Source organism: Microcoleus sp. AT3-D2 (assembly GCF_036705715.1).
GTDB lineage: Bacteria > Cyanobacteriota > Cyanobacteriia > Cyanobacteriales > Microcoleaceae > Microcoleus.
The window spans coordinates 1-25499 of record NZ_JAUBVE010000010.1; the positions used below are offsets into that span (position 1 = coordinate 1).

A 25499-nucleotide genomic window follows, 5' to 3' on the forward strand; every position below is an offset into this window, starting at 1 on the left:
AAACTTATATTTAACCGAGCTTTCAGATATCGATCGCACTTGTTCTTTGCGGGCGATCGATTATTCAGCAAGCCCTACTTAGTTGCTAACCCAGGGTTCAGAAATCAGTACCCAGAACTTATTCCCGAACTGCGTTCATTCTTGAAGCACAAACTGCCCGATTACATGCTGCCTTCAGCTTTTGTGCTATTAGATGCGCTGCCATTAACGCCCAACGGAAAAATTGACCGCCTCGCCTTATCTCAAAGGTGCGATTACGTTTCTGATGAAACAGCCTTCACTGATCCACAAACGCCCACTGAGGAAAAAATTGCTGAGATTTGGACTGCTCTTTTAGGGCTAGAAAAAGTAGGAACTAACCAAAACTTTTTTGACCTCGGCGGTCACTCTCTGATGGCAACACAGTTAATATCGCGAGTGCGATCGTGCTTTGGGATAGAGTTAGCGATGTGCGATTTTTTTGCCGATCCCACCATTCAGAATTTAGCTGAACTGGTCGAGGAAGAAATTCTGGCAAACGCCGATTCTAACCAGATAGATGAATTGCTGGACATCTTAGAAAAAGAGGAAGCACAAACTATGATGCTGACTGAGTAAATAGCGCGTTTGTAAAAAAGCATAAAAAGCCCTATACTCTTAAAGCTTTGCTTGGGGATAGGAAAGCAAAAAATCCCATTAGAAAGGATGGATTCGGTATGAGTAAACTAACAGTAAAAGCCAAAACCTCTCAAGATGTAATGGAGCCATTAAAAGCCTCTGTGACCCCACTTGAAGAAAAGTTAATGGAGCTATTCAGTGCCTCAGAAAAGTCATTTTTGGCAGAAGAAGCAATGGAGGAGCGAATTTCTGCCCTAGTTCAAGACTTTTTGTACGCAAAAACCGCTAGTACAGATATTGACTTAGAGTTAATTATTCAGCAGTTTATGGAAAACAAAATTCCCGCCCTTCCTACAGATGTTGGGAATTATATCAATGATTTGACCCAAACCCTCGTTGCCTATTCCATTCACACATCTTGCCCCCGATATATCGGTCATATGACGAGCGCACTTCCCTATTTTGTGCGGCCGATCGCGAAGCTTGTAACCGCGATGAATCAAAATTTAGTCAAGATGGAAACGGCCAAAGTTTTAAGCCCCTGTGAGCGCCAGACTTTGGCAATGATGCACCGATTAATTTACGATTTTTCTGAGGATTTTTATAACCAGCACATTCAAAAAAGTGATAGCACGCTCGGTATCATGGTAACGGGCGGCACCCTAGCTAATATCACAGCCCTGTGGTGCGCTCGCAACGCTTCTTTAGGGCCAAAAAATAACTTTGGTGGCATTGAAAAAGAAGGCTTGTACGCAGCTTTAGAGTTTTACGGCTACAAGGGAATGGTGATAATCGGCTCCAATTTGATGCACTATTCTTTTGAAAAAGCTGCCGGTTTATTAGGCATTGGCGATCGCAATCTCCTAAAAGTCCCCACCGATGCCAATCACCGCATGGATTTGGCAGCGCTGCGCCAAACTGTAGCCGAATGTCGCGATCGCAACCTGCACATTCTGGCAATTATCGGTATTGCAGGCAGCACCGATTCGGGAAGTATCGATCCGCTTCCAGAAATAGCCGCGATCGCGCAATCCGCAAACGCTCACTTTCACGTCGATGCCGCTTGGGGCGGCCCCGTGCTTTTTTCCGAACGTCACCGGCACAAATTCGCAGGCATTGAACTAGCAGATTCCGTCACCATAGATGGACACAAACAAATGTATTTGCCAATGGGAATCGGTCTGGTTTTATTCCGCAATCCCCAAACCGCCAAAGTTATTGAAAAACACGCACCCTACACGGTGCGAAAAGACTCCATCGATCTAGGCAAGCGCTCTCTCGAAGGCTCTCGACCAGGTGCGAGTTTGTTCTTGCAAGCCGCCTTGAATATCATCGGCCATCAAGGCTATGAGTTTTTGATAGATGCAGGCATCCATAAAACGCAGCACTTGGCCAATTTAATTCGGGAAAATCCCGAATTTGAATTGCTGCTCGAACCAGAAATTAATATTCTTTTATACCGCTACATACCAGAAACATTTAGGGAAAAAGCAGCCAAAAAACAACTAACCGAAGCAGACAACCACTTCATTAATCAATTTAACGAGCGCCTTCAGGAGGCCCAGCGGCGAGCCGGTCACACCTTCGTATCGCGAACAACCCTGCAAAACACCTGTTATGGCAAAACCATTCCCATTGTTGCTTTTCGAGTCGTCCTTGCCAACCCCCTCACCACTGAAGCAGATATCAATGTTGTTTTAAACGACCAGCTAAACATAGCAGCAAAGCTTTCCTTAACTATCACAAACAGCGACCACTGCGAGGAGGTGAATTATGATGTCTACTAATCGTTCAGAACGACTGAAAAACCTCTCGCCCCAGAAGCGAGCGCTCCTCCTCAAAGCATTGGGCAAAGAGGCCGCACAGGCTGAGCAATCTAAGCGTATTCCCAGGCGATCGCAGCAAAATTCGGCTCCCCTTTCTTTTGCCCAGCAACGGCTGTGGTTTCTCGATCGATTGTCTCCCGAAAACCCTGCCTACAACCTTCCTGCTGCTGTGCGTTTGCAAGGGCAATTGAATTTGTCAGCACTGCAACAAACACTCAATGAAATTGTCAGGCGTCACGAAGTTTTACGGACTGCTTTTGCAGAAGTAGACGGGGAACCTGTCCAACAGATTTCTCCTTCCTTGGATTTCGCTTTGTCGGTAGTAAACTTGCAACATTTACCAGAAACTGAGCAGCAAGCTGAAATTGAGCAGCGTACTCTTGAAGAAGCCCAACGCCCCTTTGACTTAACGCGATCGCCCTTACTGCGGGGCACTCTCCTGCAACTTAGTCCGGCAGAATATGTGTTGCTGCTGACGATACACCACATTATTTCTGATGGTTGGTCTATGGGCGTGTTGGTGCGAGAAGTAGCCGCACTTTATGAAGCTTTTTCCACTGACAAACCCTCTGGGCTGCCTGAACTTGCCGTGCAGTATGCCGACTTCGCCAGTTGGCAGAGGCAGCATTTCCAGGGAGAGAAATTAGAAAAACAGCTCGCTTATTGGAAACAGCAATTGGGAGGCGGTTTAGCTGTCCTGTCAACAGATAGGCAGCGCTCTCCCGTGCAAACTTTCCGAGGATCGCAGCAATCTTTTGTGATTTCTGCTTTTTTAGCTGAAAGGCTGAAAACGCTCGCCCAGCAACAAGATGTCACCCTATTTATGACGTTGTTGGCAGCATTTCAATCCTTGCTATACTGCCACATAAAGCAGGATAACGTCGCTATTGGCTCTCCCATTGCCAATCGCAACCGCCTTGAATTAGAGGAACTAATTGGATTTTTTGTCAATATTTTAGTGCTGCGAATTGACACCGCAGGTAATCCAACTTTCCGCGAACTACTCGGTCGAACACGCGAGGCAGCTTTAGGAGCTTACGCTCACCCCGATGTCCCTTTTGAAAAGCTCGTCGTGGAATTGCAGCCGGAGCGAAATCTCAGCTATAACCCGCTGTTTCAAGTGTGGTTTGTACTCCAGAATGCACCCAGGCCACCCCTGGAGTTAGCTGGTTTGACCTTGAGCATTCTGGAATTCGATGTCGGTATGTCGAGACACGACTTAAGCCTCACTCTCTGGGAGGTTTCAGAAGGAATTCAAGGCTTATTTGAGTACAAAACAGACTTATTTGAGGCGGCGACTGTTGCCCGAATCGTAAGAGGTTTTCAAATCCTCCTCAACCAGGTAGTCATCCAGCCAGATATCAGGATCGACGACTTGGCCGAAATTCTTGCCGAAGCAGAAAGGCAGCACCAAACCGAGCAGCAAAAACAAATTCATCTTTCGGGAATTCAAAAATTAAAAATGGCTAAACGCAAAGTTATGAAAAGTTGAAAATGATGGCTCATATCAATTCCGGTTGCATTGGAATGATTAAACCGCAGAGTACGCAGAGAACGCAGAGGAAGAGAACAGAGAGATGAATAGTTCCGATGCTAACGGATTTGATATCAATCTCTCAGGTTTTTTCGGGAAAAAGAGATAAATTTTTCACCAAACTAAAAACTATGACAAATACAGAAACAAAGAATCTCAATTCCCAAAAGTTAGGATTGGTTAGGCGAAAAGCCGTCAGCCTGTCCTCACAGGAATTAGTCAAAACCGCCTACCTCCAGCCCGAAAACCTTCTACCTCTAGTTGTTCAGCCAACAGTAGAAAAATTAAATCTCGCAGGTTGGGCTGCGAACAATTGCTCATCAATTGAAACGCAGTTATGGAAGCACGGAGGAATACTTTTTCGAGGCTTTGAAGTTGGCGGGGTGAGCAGTCTGGGGCGGGGCAATCTCAACCACCCCGAATTAACCGCAGAAAAATTTATTCCGAACCCATTCGTTGCGCCTGAAGCACATCTTTATAAAACGGGTGATTTGGCTCGTTATTTGCCAGACGGAAACATCGAATTCATCGGGCGAATTGACAGTCAAGTAAAAATCCGGGGCTTCCGCATTGAATTGGGAGAAATTGAGGCAGCGTTAGGGCAGCATCCAGATATCGCGCAGGCTGTAGTGGTGGCGCGGGAAGATGCGCCTGGTGAAAAGCGCCTCGTGGCTTATTTTGTTTCTCATCAGAAACAAGCACCAATCAGCAGCGAAATTCGCCGTTTTTTAGCGACAAAATTGCCTGAGTACATGGTGCCTTGGGCTTTTGTAACGCTCAAAAGTTTGCCTTTAACTCCTAACGGAAAGGTAGACCGGCGATCGCTCCCAGAACCAGACAGTGCCAGAGCGAAATTAGAAGGAACTTTCGCGGCACCTCGCACGCCTGCCGAGGAAACTATCGCCCAGATTTGGGGGCAACTGCTAGAGGTAGAAAAAGTAGGAATTTATGATAACTTTTTCGAGTTAGGCGGAGATTCGATATCAAGCATTCGCATCGTCGCTAAAATCAATCAATCCGGCTTGCGCGTAACGCCCAAACAACTGTTTGAGTGTCCCACTGTGGCGGAGCTGGCAGCCGTTGCCAGCACAATTGAAACGACTGAAAAACTGCTGCCTATTCTCCCCATACAGCAGGAGTTTTTAGAAGAAAAAATTTCCGGGAAATGCCAGAGCTTTTTATTTAAAACAGACTCGGCAATCGCTCCTGAACTATGGCAGCAAGCGGTGCAAAAATTGCTCGATCGCCACGACATTCTTCGCCTGCGATTTCTCCATACAGAATCGGGTTGGCAGCAAATGTACGGTAGTTTAGATGAAATTCAAACAGAACCTTTCTCATACATCGATTTATCGGCGTTGCCCGTGAGCGAAGGAGAAATTACTTTAGAAAAAACGGCAGCCGAGCTGAAAGAAAGTTTGAATCCAGCCGAGGGAATTCTCTGGCGAGTGGCTTTGTTTAACCAGGGAAACGATCGACCTAATAGCCTGCTATTAACGATTCATCAACTGGTGGCAGATAGCGTTTCCTGGCAAATTTTGCTAGAGGAACTTTCTGCGGCGATCGCGCAGCTAATTCAGGGGCAATCCGTAGAATTACCGCCCGCAACAGCAACTTTTAAACGGTGGTCAGAATTTCTGCAAGAGTACGCCAAATCGCCACAAATTCAGCAAGAGCGAGATTACTGGCTTGCTGCGCGTCAAGAAGTCTCGAAACTGCCTGTTGATTTTCCAAGCAACGATCGGGAAAACGCTGTATTAGTTTTGCTCGATGTTGAAGAAACTCGCACTTTACTGCAAAAAGTGCCAGCAGCTTATGGAACCCAAACGAGCGAAGTATTGCTGACTGCATTGGTGCAAACTTTTAATCAATGGACGAAAACGGATTCCTTGCTGGTGGATTTGGAGGCTTCGGGGCGAGAAGTTTTTGCCAAAGATATCGATTTGTCGCGCACGATCGGCTGCTTTGCGGCGATTTTTCCGGTGCAGCTCATTCTCAAGGGCATCTCTGGGCCTGGGGAAGCTTTGAAGGCGATTAAAGAGCAGGTGCGGGGCGTACCCAATCGAGGCGCTGGCTTTGGGGTACTGCGCTATTTGGGCGATCGCGCAGAAGTAGCGGCGCACCTGCAAGCCTTGGATCGATCGCAGGTTAAATTTAACTACCGCGAGCAATTAGATCCGATTTTGCCTCAATCTTTTGCGTTTGAGCTAGTTGAAAGCGCCAGCAGCAGCCTGCCAGGAAATCGGCGCTATCCGATCGAAATTGACTCCGGCGTGCGAGAAAATAGGCTGCAACTAGAGTGGAGGTATAGCGAAGCAGCCTACCGGCGAACCACCATCGAAAAACTAGCTAAAGATTTTGTGGATAATTTGCGATCGCTTGCTGCCCACTGTCAGTCTGCCGAAACAGGAACCTACACGCCTTCTGACTTCCCAAAAGCCAATTTGAGTCAAAAAGACCTCGATCGCTTCTTAGCGAAAATCAACCAACGGAGGTAAAAATTCATGCAAGTAGAAAACATTGAGGATATTTACGAACTTTCGCCGATTCAGAAAGGCATTCTCTTTCATAGCTTATTCGCTCCGGAATTGGGACTGTATTTTTTCCAAATGCCCTTTTTGTTGCGGGGAAATCTCAACGTTGACGCTTTCTCTAGCGCTTGGGAGCAAGTAGCGAACCGGCACGCGAGTTTGCGGACAGGCTTTTTCTGGCAAGATATCAACAAACCGTTACAAGTTGTATATCAGCAAGTAACTGTTCCCTTAGAGCAATTCGACTGGCGGGGGCTAAATTCTGCGGAACAGGAGGAGCAATTAAATACTTTTCTGGAGCGCGATCGCGCCCGCTTGTTCGACCTTTCCCAAGAGTGTTTGATGCGCCTGACTTTGTTTCGCCTCGCTGACAACTGTTACCAATTTATTTGGAGTAGACATTTTATGGCGATGGATGGGTGGTCAATCCCCACAATACTCGCGGAAGTGCTTCAAATTTACAAGGCGATTTGTGAGGGGAAAAAGGTAGATTTAGCACCCAGCATTCTCTACCGAGAGTACATCGAATGGTTGCAAAAACAAGACGTAGCGAAAGCCCAGACGTACTGGCGGCAGGCGATCGGAGAATTGCGATCGCCTACTTCCCTCACCAATCTAGATGCTAGCAGCGCCTTCAATTCCGAGGAAAAATACGACGAACAGAGAATCTATTTATCGCCAGAAACTACAGCAGCGCTGCAATCTTTTTCGCGGCAGCACCAGCTTACATTGAGTACGATATTTCAGGGAGCATGGGCGATGCTGCTCAGTTACTACAGCGGCGATCGCAAAGTCGTATACGGATGTACGGTGGCGGGACGCCCAGTAGAATTACTACAAGACGAGCCGCTAATTGGGCTATTTGTTAACAGCTTGCCCGTATGGATCGAGGTAGATTCTGACCAATCTCTGCTAGTTTGGCTGAGGCAGCTTCAAGAACATTTACTGGAAATGCGTCAGTACGAGTGGAGTCCGCTAGTTGATATTCAAGGGTGGAGTCAAGTGCCGCGAAGCAAGCCTTTGTTCGAGAGTATCTTGGTGTATGAAAACGCGCCTGTGGATTCACTCTTGGAAAAATGGGAAGGCAATCTAGAAGTCTCGAACTCGACGATTTTCTCCAATGCGCCGAATTTTTACAAGACTAACTATCCCCTGACTGTTGCCGTGTATCCGGATCTCAAGTTCTGCATCGGCATCAATTACGATTTCCGCCGCTTCGAGCTCGCCACAATTACTCACATTCTGGAGGATTTCGAGAGATTGATTCAGGGCATCTTGGCGCAACCAAAGGCGCTCCTGAAGGAGTTGCTGTTGCCGATCGATCGCGAGTATCCCATGACGTTAAGCCTGGAAAGAGAAGTAACGTTTAGTTTTGAATTGTCCGCCGCGTAACTAACAAATTAACTAGAGTGAGAAAGTTGCCATGCATCGCATCGCCCTACAAAAGCCAAGTCAGCAAGCAAATATTTTTGAAATTCGCGAGTCTAATGTCAGAAGCTATTGCAGAAATTTCCCTGATATATTCCATCGGGCAAAAGATTCTATCATATATTCCGAAACAGGAGCGGAATATATCGATTTTTTAGCAGGGGCAGGGGCGCTGAATTACGGACACAACAATGACTATATCAAGCATAAAGTAATAGCGTATCTGGAATCGGACGCGATCGCGCACGGATTAGATATGCACACCTCAGCCAAAAAAGAATTTTTAGAAAAATTCTTTTCGTCTGTCTTAGAACCGAAAAAGCTGGATTATAAAGTTCAGTTTTGCGGCCCAACGGGAACGAATGCCGTTGAAGCGGCTTTGAAATTAGCCAGAAAAATCAAGAAAAAACCGGGCATTTTCTCATTCATGGGAGCCTATCACGGCATGACGTTAGGCAGTTTAGCTGCGACTGGCAATATTGCCGCGAGAGCGGGGGCAGGCGTAACCTCAAATAATGTAACTTTTATGCCCTATCCCTATGGATTCATGGAAAGTTTTAACACTATCGGTTATATCGAAGCAGTCCTAAATGATGTCAATTCTGGAATCGAAAAACCAGCGGCAATTATTTTTGAAACGGTGCAAGCTGAAGGGGGAGTAATTGTCGCGCCCGTCGAGTGGATGCAACAACTCAGAGACTTGTGCGATCGCCACGACATTTTATTAATTTGCGACGACATTCAAGTTGGTTGCGGGCGGACAGGGCCATTCTTCTCATTTGAAAGAGCTAATATCGTTCCCGATATGGTAATCCTCTCCAAATCGATCAGCGGTTATGGATTTCCGATGTCGCTTTTGTTGATTAAACCTGAGTTGGATATTTGGGAACCGGGCGAACATACAGGTACATTTCGGGGAAATCAACTCGCTTTCGTAGGAGCTGCCGCTGCTCTAGAGTATCGAGAAAATATCCGCCTTGAACCCGAAGTACAAGTGAAAGAGTTTTTGTTAAAAAAATTCCTCGCCGAAGAAATCGCCCCCATCAGCGAAAAAATAGATATCCGAGGAATTGGTTTAATTTGGGGCATTGATTTGGTAAATTTTGGCGGTGCCAGTTTTGCTAAAAAGGTCACTTCGCGGTGTTTCGAGTTGGGATTAATCGTCGAAAGAGTTGGGAGAAATGATACCGCGATCAAAATATTGCCCCCGCTAACTATAGAATGGCCGATTTTGAAAAAAGGCGGCCTGATTCTCAAACAAGCCTTGTCCGATTGCTTTAATTCCTAATTGCCCTAACTTTTTCCAATTTTTTTTAATAATGTGAGGAGACGATCGATGATAGCCGTAGTTAATCAAATCAGGCCGCTTACCCCCATTTCTGATAACTTGTTGTCTCAAAAAATTTATTGGTTAAACAAGCTATCCGGGGAACTGCCGGAGACAACTTTGATAGCCGATTATGTAAGACCTGTGCTAGATAGCGGCAAAGAGCGAGAGGTAGCATTTGAACTGTCGAGCGAACTTTCTGAAGCGATTTTTAAGTTGGCGAAAAAATCCGATTTGTCAATTTATCTAATTCTGCTCGCTACCGCTAAAATACTGCTCCACAAATATACGAGCAATAGGGATGTTATTGTTGGCTCGCCGATTTATAACCCAGAAAAAAGCGATCGCTTAATTAATCGAGTGGTTCCGCTGCGCTCCACTGTAACTCCTCAATTGACTTTTAAAGAGTTTCTGCTGCAAGTCAAAGATACTGCGATCGCGGCCTACAGCCACCAAAATTATCCGTTTGCTGAATTAGTGCGGTTGTTAAAACTTTCCGAAACTCAGAGCCGCTGTCCAATTTTTGACGTAGCCGTCTTATGGGAAAACATTCACTCTGCAAGCGATCTCGCGGAACTCGGCAATGATTTAACAATTGCTTTGAAAGTCGATGGCAATCGGATTGTCGGCAAAATTGAGTACAGCGACTTGCTTTTCAAAGAGGAAACCATCAGAAGACTGACGGCACACTATGTCAATCTTTTGGAAAACGTCACCAACAACATTCACTTTAAAATTGCGGATCTTAGTTTTTTAAGCAAATCTGAAATCCGCCAGCTATTAGAAACTTTTAACGACAATGCTAGAGAGTATCCTGTCGAGCGAACGATTCACGATTTATTTGAAAGGCAGGTCGAAAAAACGCCCGATCGCATAGCTGTTGTTTTTGAAGAAACTCAGTTAACTTATCGCGAACTGAATGCAAAAGCGAATCAACTCGCCAGATTTTTGCAGAGTTTAGGAGTCAAAAATCGACAACTGGTGGGAATTCTGCAAAAACGCAGTCCGAATTTTCTCATCGCTATTCTCGCTATTTTAAAGGCGGGGGGAGTCTACGTGCCCATTGACAGCACTTATCCTGTGGAGAGAATTCGCTATATGCTTTCTCACAGCGAAGTGCCGATTCTCTTAACAGACGCTTCATTTTTAGAGATTTTGGCTTGCCAAATCGAGTATTGCCCTGAGTTAAAATATTTGGCTTGTTTAGATGTCAAGCCGGAGGGCGCAGCGATCGCCGCCGAGGTTCAGATATGTGATCGCCGCGATTTCGATAAACTGCCCGCAGCCAATCTAGAAACTAGCAATCGCGGCACCGATCCAGCTTACGCAATTTATACATCGGGTTCCACCGGATTGCCCAAGGCAGCTATTATCCGACACGGCGGCGCGATCAATCACATTTACGCCCAATTTGAGGCCCTGGGATTGACTGAAGAATTTACCTTTTTGCAAAGCGCTCCCGCTTCATCGGATATTTCGGTTTGGCAATTTTTAGCGCCTCTTTTAATTGGCGGAAAAACCGTAATTGCCGACGCGGAAACAATTTGCAATCCAGAAAAATTGTTTGAGGTAATTCAAAAACACAAATTAACCCTCGTCGAACTCGTTCCCACCGTTGTCCGAGGATTGACAGACTATCTTTCAAAATTCTCGCCGCAGCAACGAGCGTTCCCCAATTTAAAATGGATGATGGTAACGGGAGAATCCGTCTCGGTAGAGTTGGCGAATCAGTGGTTGCGTTTGTATCCCTATATCGGCGTTGTCAATGCTTATGGCCCTACAGAAGCGGCTGACGATATTACGCAGGCAATTATTGCAAAACCTTTGCCGGAAAATCAGCGATCGCTATCCATTGGCCAACCCCTCGCCAATTTAAATCTTTACATCCTCGACTCTCAGATGAAGTTAGTGCCCGTGGGAGTGCCGGGAGAGATTTGCGTGTCGGGATTTGGCGTCGGCGAGGGCTATTGGAAAGATGAAAAGAATACTCAATTAAGCTTTGTTGAAAATCCCTTTCTAAATACGGCAAAACCGCTGCCAGGAATTGACAAAGATTTAATGTACAAAAGCGGAGATTTAGGGCGGTGGCTTCCGGATGGAACGATCGAATTTCTAGGGCGCATCGATCGCCAGGTAAAAATTCGCGGTTTCCGCATCGAATTAGGAGAAATAGAGGCTGTATTGGAGCGACATCCAGCGGTGCGGGAGACGGCAGTTATCGTCAGGGAAGATAACCCCGGCAACAAGCGTCTAGTCGCCTATATCGCTGGGCACCAGGCACAAAACAGTTTATCAGAGTTTCAATCGTCGAGCCTGGCAGATGAATTATGCGGCGATTTAAAACAAAAATTGCCGGAATATATGGTGCCTTCAGCCTTCGTGCTGCTGGAGGCGCTGCCGCTTTTGCCGAATGGCAAGGTGGATCGCCGATCGCTGCCTGCACCGGAAAAAAGCGCGATCTCCGCGGTACGATCGCCTGTGGAGGAAATGGTTGCTGGCATCTGGAGCGAAGTGTTAGGCATCGAGGGAATTGGCAGCGAGGATAACTTCTTTGAATTGGGAGGACATTCCCTATTAGCTACTCAGGCGATCGCGCGCCTGCGAGAAGCCTTTAAAATTGAATTGCCCCTGCGCGTCTTATTTGAATCGCCAACAGTGGCAAGTTTGAGCGATCGCATTTCCCAAATCGGCAGCAGCGAGCAAAAACTGGAAGCACCCCCCATCGATCGCGCACCGCGAGGCCCAGAATTGCCCCTTTCTTTCGCACAACAGCGCCTCTGGTTCGTCGATCAGTTGCAACCGGGCGATCCGGCTTACAATATCCCCGCAGCCGTGCGCTTGAAAGGTGCGATCGACCTGACAGCATTAGAGCGCAGTTTCCAAGCAGTGATCGATCGCCACGAAGCCTTGCGGACAACTTTTGGCGCGGTGGAACGGCGGCCCATTCAGTTGATAATTCCCGAACCGACTTTCGCGCTCTCAGTTATAGATTTGCAGCACTTTCCTCAATCTCAGCGAGAAGCAGAAGCTATGCGACTCGCCACCGAGGAAGCGCAACAACCTTTTGACTTAGCAAACTGGCCATTAATGCGAGTCACTTTGCTACAGTTAGGCGACACAGAATTTATCTTATTGCTAACCATCCATCACATCGTTGCAGATGGCTGGTCTCTAGGGGTACTCGTGCGGGAAATGGCAACCCTCTACGAAGCTTTTTGCACTGGCAAACCCTCCCCACTTCCCGAACTTTCCATCCAATACGCCGATTATGCCGTGTGGCAGCGAAACTGGCTCTCTGGGGAAGTTTTAGAAGAAAAACTTGCCTATTGGAAGCAACATTTAGGCAATCCCTTACCAGTGCTGCAACTGCCTGCAAAACAACCGCGCGCCGCTGTTTCTACCTATCGCGCTGCCCTTCAACCTTTCCAGCTTTCCCCAAACCTTTCTGCCGCGCTCAACAAGCTGAGTCGCCAACAAAATGTCACCCTATTTATGACGTTGCTAGCTGCTCTTGAAACGCTGCTATATCGATCGACAAATCAGGATGACATAGTGGTCGGCACCGATCTCGCCAACCGCACCCAATTGGAAACAGAGGCTCTGATTGGTTTCTTTGTCAATATCTTGCTTTTGCGCGGCGATCTGGGCGGCAATCCTACTTTCATTGAATTGCTCGATCGCGTGCGCGAAGTCACCTTAAAAGCCTACGCTCACCAGGATTTCCCATTCGACAAATTGGTAGAGGAATTGCGGCCCGATCGCAGCCAGAATCAAACACCGCTCTTTCAAGTCTTATTCGTCATGCAAAATATGCCCATGCCTGCTTTAGAGCTAGGCGGGTTAACTTTGACACCCTTAGAACAAGACAGCGGCATCGCCAAATTTGATTTAGTTCTCTTCGTGGGAGAAACCGAGCAAGGAATTGCAGGCACTTGGAAGTACAACACCGACCTTTTCGATGCCGCCGCCATCGAGCAAATGTCCAGCCGTTTTGAAACCTTACTCAACAGCATTGTGGCGCAGCCTGAGACTCGGTTAAACAACTTAGAAATTCTCACAAAAGCGGAAAAAGAACAACAAGCAATGCAAGAAGTCAAGCGCGAAAAGCTGAATTTTAGCAAGTTTAAGAGTATTAAACCGAAAGTAGTCACTCTGCCAGACGGCGAGTTGATAAAAACCGAATTTCTCCAGCCTGGGGAACTATTCCCGCTAGTCATTAAACCCGCTGCCAGCAAAGTCGATCTCATTGATTGGGCGAAAAACAACCGAACTTCGATCGAGACCAAATTGCAGCAACACGGTGCTATTTTGTTTCGAGGCTTTACCGAGCCCTTAGTTTCTACTTTCGAGCAGTTTGCCTTGGGGATTTGTCCGGAATTGTTCAGCGAGTACGGAGATTTGCCGCGCGAAGGAATGGGTGGCAAAGTTTACGGTTCGACCCCTTATCCCGCCGACCAAACCATCTTCTTTCACAACGAAAGTTCCCACCTGCACCGCTGGCCAATGAAAATTTGGTTTTTCTGCGTTCAACCCGCGCAGTCAGGCGGCGAAACCCCGATCGTTGATTGCCGGAAAGTTTACCAGTTGCTAGACCCCAAACTCCGAGAAAAATTTGCCCAAAAGCAACTGATGTACGTCCGCAACTACACCGACGGACTCGATGTAAGCTGGCAAGAATTTTTCAAAACGGCGCATAAAACTGAGGTGGAACAATATTGCCGTCAAGCGGGCATAGAATTTGAGTGGAAAGACGGAAATAAGCTCAGAACTAGCAAGCGGAGGCCGGCGATCGCCAAGCACCCCAAAACTGGAGAGATGGTATTTTTTAACCAACTTCCTTTGCACCAAATTTCCTGCTTAGATCCCGCCGTCCGCAACTCCTTATTATCTGTCTTTGGAGAAGGAAACCTGCCTCGCAATGTTTATTACGGCGACGGCACTCCCATTGAAGACTCGGTAATGGCAGAAATTCAGGCCGTCTATCAGCAGGCAACCGTTAGTTTCCCTTGGCAAGCTGGCGACATATTAATGTTAGATAATATGTTGGCTGCTCATAGCCGCAATCCATTTGTCGGGCCGCGCAAAATTGTAGTAGCGATGGGCGAAATGATCGGTGAAGCAGAGATTTAAAAGCTGGCTTTTATCGCGCAAAATTCGGCTTTATCCAACTCGGTTACGAAGTTAGAATTGCCAGTATTCGCCACTTCAACGCCTTTTTCATAGTCTGTTTTAACGGACTTGAGCTATAAGCTTTGGACTTAAGTCCCTGGCGATCGTAAAACATAAAGCAATATAACCCATGCAAACAATTAATGGATTTCGGCTTTCTCCTCAACAAAAATATCTGTGGCTGTTGCAACAATATAGTCCCGCTTATCGCGCTCAATGTGCGATTTTAATCGAGGGCAATCTCCAAGCAAATGCCTTAAAAGAAGCGCTGCAAAAAGTCAGCGATCGCCACGAAATTCTGCGAACGAGCTTTCAGCGACGTTCTGGGATTAAATTTCCGATTCAAGTCATCGGCGATCGCAGCTTAATTTCGTGGCAGATCGTTAATCTCGAATGCTTAACCCTGCCAGAACAAGCGGCTAAAATCCCTGAAATTTTTCAAAACGAAAAGCGCTCAGTTTTCAACTTTGAGCAAAATCCAATTTGGCGTTTATCCTTAATTTCTCTATCAGCAAACAGGCACATTTTAGTTGTCAGCCTGCCTTCCCTGTGCGCCGATTCCCGCACCCTCAAAAATCTAATTCGAGAAATTAGCCAGTGTTATGCAGCTTGCTTGCAAGGTGAGGAAGTGGCGGACGAAGTGGTGCAATATGTCCAATATTCGGAATGGCAGAATGAATTGATTGAGGATGAAGAGGCGGCAGAGGGCAAAAAATATTGGACCGATCGGGATTACTCGGCGCTAGCGAGTTTAAAATTGCCTTTTGAAAATAAAAATATCAGCGCGTCCGATCGATTTGAACCGAATTTTTTTGAGGTTAAAATAGAACTGAGTTTACTAGAAGAAATAGAAGCGATCGCCCGCCGCTACGAAACCTCAATATCTGCTTTCTTTCTAGCTTGCTGGAAAACGCTGCTCTGGCGGCGGTTGGGAAAGGCAGAAATCATTATTGGCACCGCCTTCGACAATCGCAAATATGAAGAATTAGAGCCAGCACTCGGTCTATTTGCCAAGTTTCTACCGCTTCGCAGCCAACTGCAAGAAAATTTTACCTTTCAGGAATTATGGCAGGAAATTCAGCAATCCCAAAGCGATGCTTATAAATGGCAGGAATATTTCAACCGGGAAGATATAAACGGATCGCCTGGATTTCCATTTTGTTTTGAGTTTGAGGAACAACTAGAAAAGTATGCCGCGGCTGGCGTAGATTTTTCAATTTACCAGCAATATGTCTGCGGCGATCGCTTCAAAGTTAAACTTTCCTGCGTGCGCCGAGAGGATGCTCTCATCGCTGAGTTTCACTCTGATCCGGCCTTGATAGGGGAACAAGCGATCGAATGTTTAGCAGAGCAATTCTACACCTTAATAAAAAGTGCAGCTAATCACCCAGAAACCGCTCTCGGCGAGTTGGAAATTTTGAGCGATCGCGCCCGCCGCCAAGTCTTAGTTGAGTTCAACCAAACACAGAAAGATTACCCAAAAGACAAGTGCATTCACCAGCTATTTGAGCAACAAGTCGATCGCGTACCAGATCGCCTTGCGGTTATCTGTGAAAATCAGCAGATCACCTACCGAGAACTCAACGCCCGCGCCAACCAAATCGCTGATTACCTACAACAATTAGGAGTTAAATCCGAAGGATTAGTGGGAATTTGTGCTGAGCGATCTGTGGATGCGATCGCCGGAATGCTCGGCATTCTCAAAGCAGGCGGCGCATACTTGCCACTCGATCCGGCCATGCCAAAAGAGCGCCTCGCCTTGATGTTGCAGGATGCCGGAGTGGCAGTGCTATTAACGCAACAACAGCTAATCGAAAACTTGCCAAAAACTCAGGCAAAAATCGTTTGCTTAGACGCAGGAATTCCCTCTGTATCCCCCTCTCCCTCTCCCTCTCCTCCTCTCTCTCCTGAAAATTTAGCTTATGTCATTTATACTTCCGGTTCCACTGGCACGCCAAAGGGAGTGGCAATTGAACACCGATCGCTCGTCAATTACCTCTACAGCATTCAGGAACAGCTAAACCTGCCATCAGGTGGCAGTTTCGCAACCGTTTCTACCTTGGCAGCAGACTTAGGATATACAGTAATTTTTCCAGCTTTATGTACGGGAGGAAGCCTTCACATAATTTCCCAGGAATGCGCCACCGATCCAGAGGCGATCGCTGCTTACTTTCAGCAGCATTCCATTGACTGTCTCAAAATCGTTCCCTCCCATCTAAAAGCTTTATTAACTGCTTCCGATCCGGCGCAGGTTTTGCCGAAAAAGCGATTAATCCTTGGCGGCGAGGCCTTAAGTTGGAATTTGCTCGAAACTATTGAGAAATACGCCCCAGACTGTTCAGTCTTCAACCATTACGGGCCAACAGAAGCAACCGTAGGCGTGCTGGCTTATCCCATCCAAGACCGAGAAAACTGCATTTCTGAGACAGTTCCTCTCGGTCGCCCTATCAATAACGCGCAGATTTATTTACTTGATTCGCACTTGCAGCCAGTTGCCATTGGCGTGTCCGGCGAGTTATACATCGGCGGTCTTTCTTTAGCTCGCGCCTATCTAAATCAACCCCACTTAACAGAAGAAAAATTCATCCTCAACCCCTTCGACGCCGAACCAAGAGCGCGTCTGTATAAAACAGGAGATTTGGCTCGGTATTTGCCGGACGGAAATATTGAGTTTTTAGGGCGGATCGACAGCCAAGTTAAACTGCGAGGGTTCCGCATTGAATTGGGGGAAATAGAAGCAGCGCTATCTCAACATTCCGCTGTGCGCGAAGCAGTAGTTTTGCTACTGGAAAATGAACCGGGGAATCAGCGCTTAGTTGCCTATGTTGTACCCGCGAGGGAATCAGCGATCGCTATTAACGAGCTGCGGTCATTTTTAAAAGAAAAACTGCCCGACTACATGGTTCCTTCTGCTTTTGTCGTAATCAAAACATTGCCCCTCACTGCTAATGGAAAAATAGACCGGCGGGCGCTGCCAGCGCCGGAGGCGGCGAGAACCGATTTAGCAGATACTTTTGTCGCTCCTAGCACTCCCATTGAGAAAATGCTTGCTGAGATTTGGGCGGAGCTGCTAGGGCTGGAAAAAGTGGGAATTCATGACAATTTCTTTGATTTGGGGGGACATTCATTACTGATTACTCAGTTGCTAGCAAAGGTAAGAGATTCTTTCCAAAAGGAATTGCCCTTGCGCCGTTTCTTTGAAGCGCCTACCATCGCTGCTTTAGCAAAGAATATTGAGGTGAAGCATGGGGCGGATTCTGCGGGCGATCGCACTGCAAGTTTCGATATTAACGCTGAAGTTGTTTTAGATCCGGCAATTCGCCCTGCAACTCCATTGAGCGAGCCAAAAACTGAACCAGCTTGCATTCTCTTAACAGGGGCGACGGGCTTTTTGGGAGCCTTTTTACTCCGCGACCTCTTGCAACAAACTCAAGCAGAAATTTATTGCCTAGTCCGTTCTGCCGATTCAGAATCAGCTAAAAAGCGGATTCAAAGCAGCCTCGAATCCTATTTAATTTGGGATGAAAGCAGCAGCGATCGCATTATCCCAATTTCTGGAGATTTGTCTCAACCACTTTTGGGGCTTTCCGAGGAGCAGTTCGGAGTTTTAGCCAGTAAAATTGATGTCATTTACCACAATGGCGCGTTTGTCAAGTTTACTTATCCCTACTCTGTTCTCAAACCCGCTAACGTTTTGGGGACGCAGGAAGTTCTGAGATTGGCGAGTCAAAGTAAGCTAAAACCAGTCCATTTAATTTCTACGATTTCCGTTTTCTCGGCAATGGCAGAATCTGGGATTAAGGTGGTGCGAGAGGAGGATGAACTCACTCCGGGAGAGGGTCTAAAAGGCGCTTACACTCAGACTAAGTGGGTGGCAGAAAAGTTAGTAGAGGTCGCGCGCGATCGCGGCATTCCTGTTAGCATTTACAGGCCAGGCCGCATTTCTGGGGACAGCCAAACAGGGGCCTGCAATCCGAGTGACTTACTGTACAGGTTAATCGCTGGTTGCGTGCAACTTGGATGTGCGCCCGATGACGATAAGCTGATGAATGTAGCGCCTGTTGACTATGTGAGCGGATCGATCGTTCATCTTTCGAGCCAAAAAGAATTGCTCGGAAAGACTTTTCATTTAGTCAACACTCAGTCCTTTCAGATGAGTGAATTGCTGGGCTGGATTTGCTCAATGGGTTATCAAATCAAACGAGTTTCGTCTGAGGCTTGGCAAGCAGAAATAATCAATCGCGCTGGAAATTCTCCCGATCATGCTTTGTACCCGCTAGTCGGTCTTTTCTCCGAAAAAGTTTCGGAATCAGAAATGGCTAAATCTGCCACGCTGCAATTCGATTGCCAGAATGCGTTGAAGGGACTTTCTGGAACGGACATTATCTGCCCGCAAGCGGATGCGAGTTTGTTTCGGACTTATTTTTCCTATCTCGTCGATCGCCAGTTAATAGAGGGTCCCAAACATCTGGTCTAAAAATGTAGAGGCGCGAGCGATCGCGTTTCTACCTCGCTCACTTTGAGGAGATTTTTAAATCAAGCATCACTTAGACTTGCGGAATTCCTGATTAGTTTATTTAAGAGAAGGCAAAAGATTTTTATGTTAGGAAGTAGCAATACGATCGCGATCGCAGGCAGAGCTACCGCAGAAGGAACGCGGCGTTACAGGGAACGGCACAACAAAAACTGTGCAGCCGATCACTTCCGAGAAACTGGTTCGCTTGTGGCCAGCTCGATTGGAATTGGCACCTACCTTGGCGAACCAGATGAGTATACTGACACTCTTGTGGCGTCCGCTGTAGTGGAATCGGTTCGGCGGGGTGCCAACCTAATTGACTCAGCAATCAACTACCGCTACCAGTACGGAGAGCGGAGTGTCGGAAAGGCTATCCGGCGTCTCCTGGAATCGGGAGAAGCCTCAAGAGATGAACTAATTATCTGTACGAAAGGCGGCGTTGTTCCGCATCCAACTCCCAACCATGTAGAGTGGTTTTATCAGCAGTACGTCGAGCCAAATAACTCTACGGTCAGCATGGCAGATTTGGCTGAGGAGCGTTACTGCATCCACCCAGAATACATTCAAGATCAGCTTAATTGGAGCCTCGCAAACCTCGGCATCAAGACAATCGATGTCTACTATCTTCACAATCCAGAAAAGCTACTTTCTCAAGTTGAACCCGATACTTTTTACAATCGGTTGCGAGAGGTTTTTGAGGTACTTGAAGGTGCAGTTTTAGCTGGAAAAATTGCCAATTACGGTCTGGCAACTTGGAATGCTTTTCGCGTACTTCCAACTGAAAAAAACCATATCGATCTCGCGCGTGCCAAGTCAATTGCTCGGGAAGTAGCTGGGAACAAAGAGGATCGGTTTCGGTTTATCCAGCTTCCTTTGAATATGGGGATGCCGGAAGCGGTGCTAAGCCCAACTCAAACAATCGAAGGAGAAAAAGTTTCAGTATTGGAAGCTGCCGATTGCTTAGGCATTTGGGCGATCGCCAGTAGGTCGATCTGTGAAGCGCAGGTTATCGGTCAGATCCCAGAAAAGATTGCTTCTGCTTTTGGCGATCGCTTGCAGACAGACTGCCAGCGGGCGCTCCAATATACCCGGAGCGCCCCTGGCCTCCTGAGTGCCCTTGTAGGGATGAAAGCGCCAAAACATATAGAAGAGAACCTCGCCCTTGCTGCTGTCCCGCGGCTTGGGAGAGCAAGCTTTCAGGAACTTACTGATTCAATTGTTCAAGTCTTAAACGGAAATTGAAGTTCCCCTTGCCGGAGAGCGAACGGCAGAACTTAAAATCTTGAATGGCGTTATGGAATAGTTTCAGTTAATGTTTATGGTTCTTCCGTACTTAGTGTCCTAAAATTGGATATTATTGTAACATTTTAGCCCATTAAGTACGGAAGAACCCTGACTAATTACTAAATCAATCATTAATAAATTCACCTTCACAGATAATCGAGTCTCTGTTCTCCAAATCTTCTTGATTCCAGACCGCGTTTAATGCTGCGGAACTTAAGGAAGTTGACATTGTATTTAAGGTTGTGTTGTAGTATTCGACAGCATTATTAAGTTCCACCTGCGGCGCTTCTTTGAAGTACGAATTAATATCAGGCGTACACCGCTGGGCTTGGTAGTATACATAAGCTTCCGCATTAATGCACATTACGTGGTAAAAATCCTTATTTGCTGCCGCAACATCTCCAAGTTTATACAGCGCTAAACCCCGGTTGAGATAAGCTTTAACATAGTTCGGATCGAGTTCCACTGCTTTGTTAAAGTCTTCAATTGCAAGCTGCATTTGTTTTAATTTATAGCGAACGCAACCTCTGTTATAATAGGCATAAACATTTTGTGGATCGATGGCGAGTGCAATGTTGTAATCGGCCATCGCCTGCGTATTGTCTCCTAATTGGTGGTAACAAAGGCCTCGATTTATGTAAGCTTTGATATATTTAGGATTCAACCGCAGCGTTTCGTTAAAGTTTTCCGTTGCTGCCTCTTTTTCTCCCAAAAGGTAGTAAGCGCGCCCCCGGTTGTAATAGGTTTTATAATTGTTGGAATTGATAGATAGAGCTCGATTGTAGTCTTCTATTGCTTCTTCGTAATTTCCTAAATTAGCAAGTACAAGTCCCCGGTTGTTGTAGATAGCATGGTTGTTAGGCTTATTTGCTAAAGCACAGTTTAGATCATCAATGGCTTTTTCGTGTTCTCCGAGATGACGCCAAGCATTCCCTCGATTCAAGTAAGCCTCGAACAAATTAGGATTGATATCTAGGGCTTGGCTGAGGTCGGCGATCGCTTTTTGGTAGTCTTTCATGTAATAGTAAACCAAGCCGCGATTGTTATAGGCTTTGGCATCGGCTGGATTGACTTGCAGTATCTGATCGAAGTCCTCAAGTGCCGCTTCATAGTTTCCTTTCTTGGCGCTGTGCAAACCGCGCTTGTAAAATTGTTTGAGGTTCATAGGTCAACTTTCAGGATTGCTTGATGCTGGGGGTTGATTCCTGTGCAGTCAGTTTTGAGTTGGACAGCCGTTAATCTGTTGGAAGAGCCTCCACCTGCGGTCAGAGTAACTCTTAAATGATTCTCGGCAATCTACCGTAAACAGGCTTTTGGGTTTATTTTAACAGTAGTTAAATCCTGTTGAAAGGCTCTGCACCTCGGCTGGATTTACTTATTAGTCAGTTCGATTGTTTACCCGATCGACTTGAGTTCAAAAGTCTAGGTTTACTTGGTGCTCTGTGTCTCTTGATGCGGCTGCGATCGGCTCGATCGGCAAATTAAGTTTGAGACCGCTACTCAGTATAAATTGTTGCCAGCAGTCCTACCGAGTCAACTCTATATTTTTTTTGACAAACTTCGTCTCAGTATTTGCGGCAGTACGTCTCTACAAACTTTTGTTGTCTAATTACCAATTACCGATTGATTTCCTCTTCCACATAAACAGTTAGTTTCTCCAAATCTGGAAGTTCGATCAATTCTTGTTCCTTTTCCTTAACCGACACGGGCATCATCACAGGTTTACGTTGCTCGATCCAGCAACTCGCCAGCGGTAAAGTTTGTTCCAAATCTTCCAAAGGCCTCGGAATTACCATCACCGCGTTCAACTCGCCAATTCGCTCAGCTTCGTACATCCCGGCCTCTACGGCTACTGCTACATCTGCAACTGCACCGCGAATAATTGCCGTGCACAAACCGGCGCCTATTTTCTCGTAAGCTGCCAAGTGTACGTCTGCGGATTTGAGCATAGCATCGCAAGCACCGACCATTGCCGGAAATCCCCGAGTTTCGAGCAAACCGATCGCCTGATTGCTAAGCCGAGAATAACTGCCTTTTTCCGAAAGTTCAGTCAGCCGAAAGCCGATCGGCAAAACCACTTCCAAATTAGCCAAAGGTCTAGCAATCACCAATTTAGAAACAAACTGCCCGAACTGTTCGGCAGTTTGAGCTCCAGCTTCCACAGCCAAACGCACATCCGAAATTCTGCCCCGGACGATCGCAGTACAGTGACCGGAACCAATTTTTTCGTATCCTACTAAAATCACTCCTGCCGACTTCAGCATCATGTCAGCAGTCCCCACAATTGCCGGAAAACTCTTGGTGGATACCAAACCCAAAGCAGTGTCTTTGAAGTATTCCTGGCGCTGCGATCGTTCTTCGTGACTGTTACGATCCGTTTGTCCGTCCATCTTCTATTACCCTTAGAAACTTCCCAAAATAAAAATTTGTTGATAGTTTATAGTTTCTCAGATGAGAAGACAGACTGCACGAGCTACAAGACACAGATTGCTGCGGCAAGGCCTTACAAATTGCTGAGCTACCAATAATATGAGATTACCTATTTATATTTGATCTTTCTGCCTTCAGCATAGCTGCCTTTTGCGGAAATGACGGCTACCCGGAACCGCCCGATAGAGTTTGGCCGTTTTCCTCCGGTCGATTAAAAGCTTGCCGGTGCGGAAACAGCGTCCCCAACAGCCGATTGATGTGAGCTTGACCGTACAGAATAGTTGGCGTTTCCCCTGGTTGGGGCGGCTCTGTGGCGGTGGATTCCGGCGACTCTGGGGCAGTCTCCGGCGCAGTTTGAGGCGGTGTTTGGGCAGGTTGTGGCGGCTCGATCGGCTCGATCGGTCGATCGACTGGTGGCGTAGTGGCTTCGGGGGTTTCTGGTGATGTTGGCGCTGCTGTTGGCGCTGTTGCGGTTGCTTCTGCGGCGGCTTGGCGGCTGGTATCTCCCATTAGAGAACCTGCTGGCATAATTTGCATTTTGTCGATACAAGGATTGATTAGGGTCGTCCCGGCGCCAATACAGGCATTTTCCCCGATCGTTCCCGCACCTACCACCAGCACCCCTGCACCCAGAATAACGCCCGCCGCGATTTCCAGAGTACCTTCACGGGCGTGAAGGATAACTCCCATACCGATACAGGCACCGGCGGCGATCGAGATCCGGCTGCCCGGATCTGCTTGCAGGATTGCTCCAGGGGCGATCGCCGCACCCTCATTCACAACTACATCGCCACTCATCAAAATCTGAGAGTTGCTACTTAATTGCAGTGGCGATAAATACATTCGACTTCACCATGAAAGGAGCTATTTTTTTCGATAAAACGACTTTAAGTTATGGGTTTTCTCGACTGATAAATTTAACCATGTCAATCTAAGAAACGATAATGTACTAATACTGAGAAGCTTGATGCTTTAACGTTTTATAGAAACTTTCAGAAGATTCTAGATTTTGACCAACATTTGTCAATCGAGCTTTTTAACTATCTCAAATCCAACTTCAATCCGCTGGGGTTTCTCCCGTTGGCCCCTGTGCAAGGGCTTAACGGGAGAAACAGGCTAATTACCAGGCAAATTAAGGTCGTTGGATAATTTCTTCGAGTACCCGGCGCTTCGCCTTGGAGTCGATGCCAAGCAAGCGGACGTACTCGCCACTGTGTTCTTTGAGACAGCTTTCGAGGGCAGAAATCACTTCGGATTCGCGGTTGGATGTGATCGGCGCGCAACTGTTCCAAGAACCGGTGCGGAAACGGCGCGCGTCGGCGTGTTCCGTGCCAATTTTGTAGCCTTGGGAAAGCAGGTTACGGATTTGGTCGATCGTCTTGCCGGTCAAACTTCCGCTGCTCGCCGAACCAGTCGAAGCTGCTTTGTATCCCGATGTTGCTGCCGGCTTAGCCGATTGAGCAACCGGGCCGTCGGGACGCTGAATAAGTTCTTCAACTATGCGCCGCTTAGCTTTCGGGTCAATCCCGATCAAGCGCACGTACTCGCCCGGGTACTGATTCATCACAGCTTCCAAAGCGGCGATCGCCTCAGATTCGTTTCTCACTTGCAGCGAAGCCCCGCTTTGCCAAGAACTGGTGCGGAAGCGGCGCGCATCGGCGTGTTCCGTACCCACCTTGTAGCCTTGAGCTAGCAAGCCGCGAACCTGAGCCACTGTTTCGGCACTCAATTTTCCGCTTGACACGGAACCGCTATTGTGGTGGGAAGCTTGTGCAACTTTACCGTTAGATTGATGAGTTTTCGCACCGTTAGAACCGTTAGAGCCGTTGTCTCCCGGTCTTTGGACGATTTCTTCTAGTACGCGGCGCTTGGCTTTGGTGTCAATCCCGATCAAGCGGACGTATTCTCCTTGGTGCTCGGCCATGCAAGCTGACAAAGCCGCGATTACTTCAGAGTCGCGCTTTGAGGAAATCGGGCCGCAAGTACGCCAAGAACCGGTACGGAAGCGGCGTGCGTCGGCGTGTTCGGCTCCCACGCTGTATCCTTGAGCTAGTAAATTGCGGATGCTATCGGCAAGAGTTGAACTCAATTGGGTGCCGACATGGGTAGAATATTTGGTTTGAGTCATATTTGGGTTTTTAGTTTGTTCGTTGCGAATTGGTGCTAGACAGGCGATGTTCTCAGCGCAGCGATAACCCGTTCTCAGAGCGTCATTGATGCCGATGACATGGGTCGCAAATTGAACGTCAGAATCTAGAACGTCAGGCAAGCGATCGGCTTGCTTCTGATTAGTGATGATGGCTCCCGAAGGTACGTACTTACCTTCGGGAATCTCCACATCTTTAATTAGTACGTGCATCATGACAATGCAGCCGTTGCCCACTCTGGCATTGAACACCGTAGAGCGAAAGCCGATAAAGCAGTCGTCGCCCACGTAGGCAGGGCCGTGAATTAAACTCATGTGGGTGAGGGAAGTATTTTTCCCCACCCACACAGAATAGGATTTGTCGTCGTCTCCTGTGACTCGCCCTTTTTCTAGGCCGTGAATCACCACTCCGTCTTGAATGTTGCTTCCTTCTCCGATATAAAAAGGAGTGCCTTCATCGGCGCGGATAGATGTCCCGGGGGCAATCATCACATTAGAACCGATATGCACATCCCCAATAATGTTAGAAAAGGAATGTACGAAGGCGGTGTCGTGAATTTTGGGCTCAGCCAAGTTTTTCGACCAAGGCGTCGGGGGAGCCGCAACGTTGCGGACTGCCATAAATTAAGTTCTCCTAAACTGAAAATCTTTTTGTTAGTTGTTAGTTGTTAGTTGTTAGTTGTTAGTTGTTAGTTATTTTTCCACTAACTG

At 47.2% G+C, this 25499-nt stretch carries 13 protein-coding genes; 9 read left to right on the forward strand and 4 right to left on the reverse strand.

Features of this window, described 5'->3' with window-relative positions; translation table 11 throughout:
• The 9 genes from QUB44_RS06470 to QUB44_RS06510 form a co-directional block, all read left to right on the forward strand.
• Nucleotides 1-597, forward strand: a 597-nt coding sequence (locus QUB44_RS06470; RefSeq protein WP_333364570.1) for a phosphopantetheine-binding protein, incomplete at its 5' end; no start/stop codon positions are given.
• A gap of 98 nt (nucleotides 598-695) precedes the next feature.
• Complete coding sequence (gene panP / locus QUB44_RS06475) at nucleotides 696-2384, forward strand: pyridoxal-dependent aspartate 1-decarboxylase PanP (protein WP_333364573.1); 1689 nt, start codon at nucleotides 696-698, stop codon at nucleotides 2382-2384.
• A complete protein-coding gene (locus QUB44_RS06480; RefSeq protein ID WP_333364576.1) occupies nucleotides 2371-3915 on the forward strand; it encodes a condensation domain-containing protein in 1545 nt (514 codons plus the stop codon). The genes panP and QUB44_RS06480 overlap by 14 nt, the downstream gene beginning before the upstream one ends.
• 173 nt (nucleotides 3916-4088) lie before the next feature.
• A complete protein-coding gene (locus QUB44_RS06485; RefSeq protein WP_333364579.1) occupies nucleotides 4089-6455 on the forward strand; it encodes a condensation domain-containing protein in 2367 nt (788 codons plus the stop codon).
• Nucleotides 6456-6461: 6 nt separating this feature from the next.
• Complete coding sequence (locus QUB44_RS06490) at nucleotides 6462-7880, forward strand: condensation domain-containing protein (protein ID WP_333364582.1); 1419 nt, start codon at nucleotides 6462-6464, stop codon at nucleotides 7878-7880.
• A 31-nt stretch (nucleotides 7881-7911) separates the two neighbouring features.
• Nucleotides 7912-9204, forward strand: a complete 1293-nt coding sequence (ectB, locus tag QUB44_RS06495; protein ID WP_333364585.1) for a diaminobutyrate--2-oxoglutarate transaminase — start codon at nucleotides 7912-7914, stop codon at nucleotides 9202-9204.
• A gap of 48 nt (nucleotides 9205-9252) precedes the next feature.
• Nucleotides 9253-14373: an amino acid adenylation domain-containing protein gene (locus QUB44_RS06500; protein WP_333364588.1), complete on the forward strand. Its 5121-nt coding sequence runs from the start codon at nucleotides 9253-9255 to the stop codon at nucleotides 14371-14373.
• A gap of 169 nt (nucleotides 14374-14542) precedes the next feature.
• A complete protein-coding gene (locus tag QUB44_RS06505) occupies nucleotides 14543-18889 on the forward strand; it encodes an amino acid adenylation domain-containing protein (RefSeq protein ID WP_333364591.1) in 4347 nt (1448 codons plus the stop codon).
• A 123-nt stretch (nucleotides 18890-19012) separates the two neighbouring features.
• Nucleotides 19013-20170, forward strand: a complete 1158-nt coding sequence (locus QUB44_RS06510; protein ID WP_333364594.1) for an aldo/keto reductase — start codon at nucleotides 19013-19015, stop codon at nucleotides 20168-20170.
• A gap of 166 nt (nucleotides 20171-20336) precedes the next feature.
• Here QUB44_RS06510 and QUB44_RS06515 read toward each other — a convergent pair whose 3' ends face one another.
• From QUB44_RS06515 to QUB44_RS06530, 4 genes are all read right to left on the reverse strand, one after another.
• Nucleotides 20337-21377: a tetratricopeptide repeat protein gene (locus tag QUB44_RS06515; RefSeq protein WP_333364597.1), complete on the reverse strand. Its 1041-nt coding sequence runs from the start codon at nucleotides 21375-21377 to the stop codon at nucleotides 20337-20339.
• A gap of 451 nt (nucleotides 21378-21828) precedes the next feature.
• The gene (locus tag QUB44_RS06520) at nucleotides 21829-22602 is read right to left on the reverse strand and encodes a BMC domain-containing protein (RefSeq protein WP_333224493.1); all 774 of its coding nucleotides are present in this window, start codon (nucleotides 22600-22602) and stop codon (nucleotides 21829-21831) included.
• 205 nt (nucleotides 22603-22807) lie between these two features.
• Nucleotides 22808-23485 carry a carbon dioxide concentrating mechanism protein gene (locus QUB44_RS06525; RefSeq protein ID WP_333364600.1) on the reverse strand — a complete coding sequence of 226 codons (678 nt, stop codon included), beginning with the start codon at nucleotides 23483-23485 and terminating at the stop codon, nucleotides 22808-22810.
• A 289-nt stretch (nucleotides 23486-23774) separates the two neighbouring features.
• Entirely contained in the window at nucleotides 23775-25409 is a 1635-nt protein-coding gene (locus QUB44_RS06530; protein ID WP_333364603.1) for a ribulose bisphosphate carboxylase small subunit, read from the reverse strand.
• Nucleotides 25410-25499: the final 90 nt, after the last annotated feature.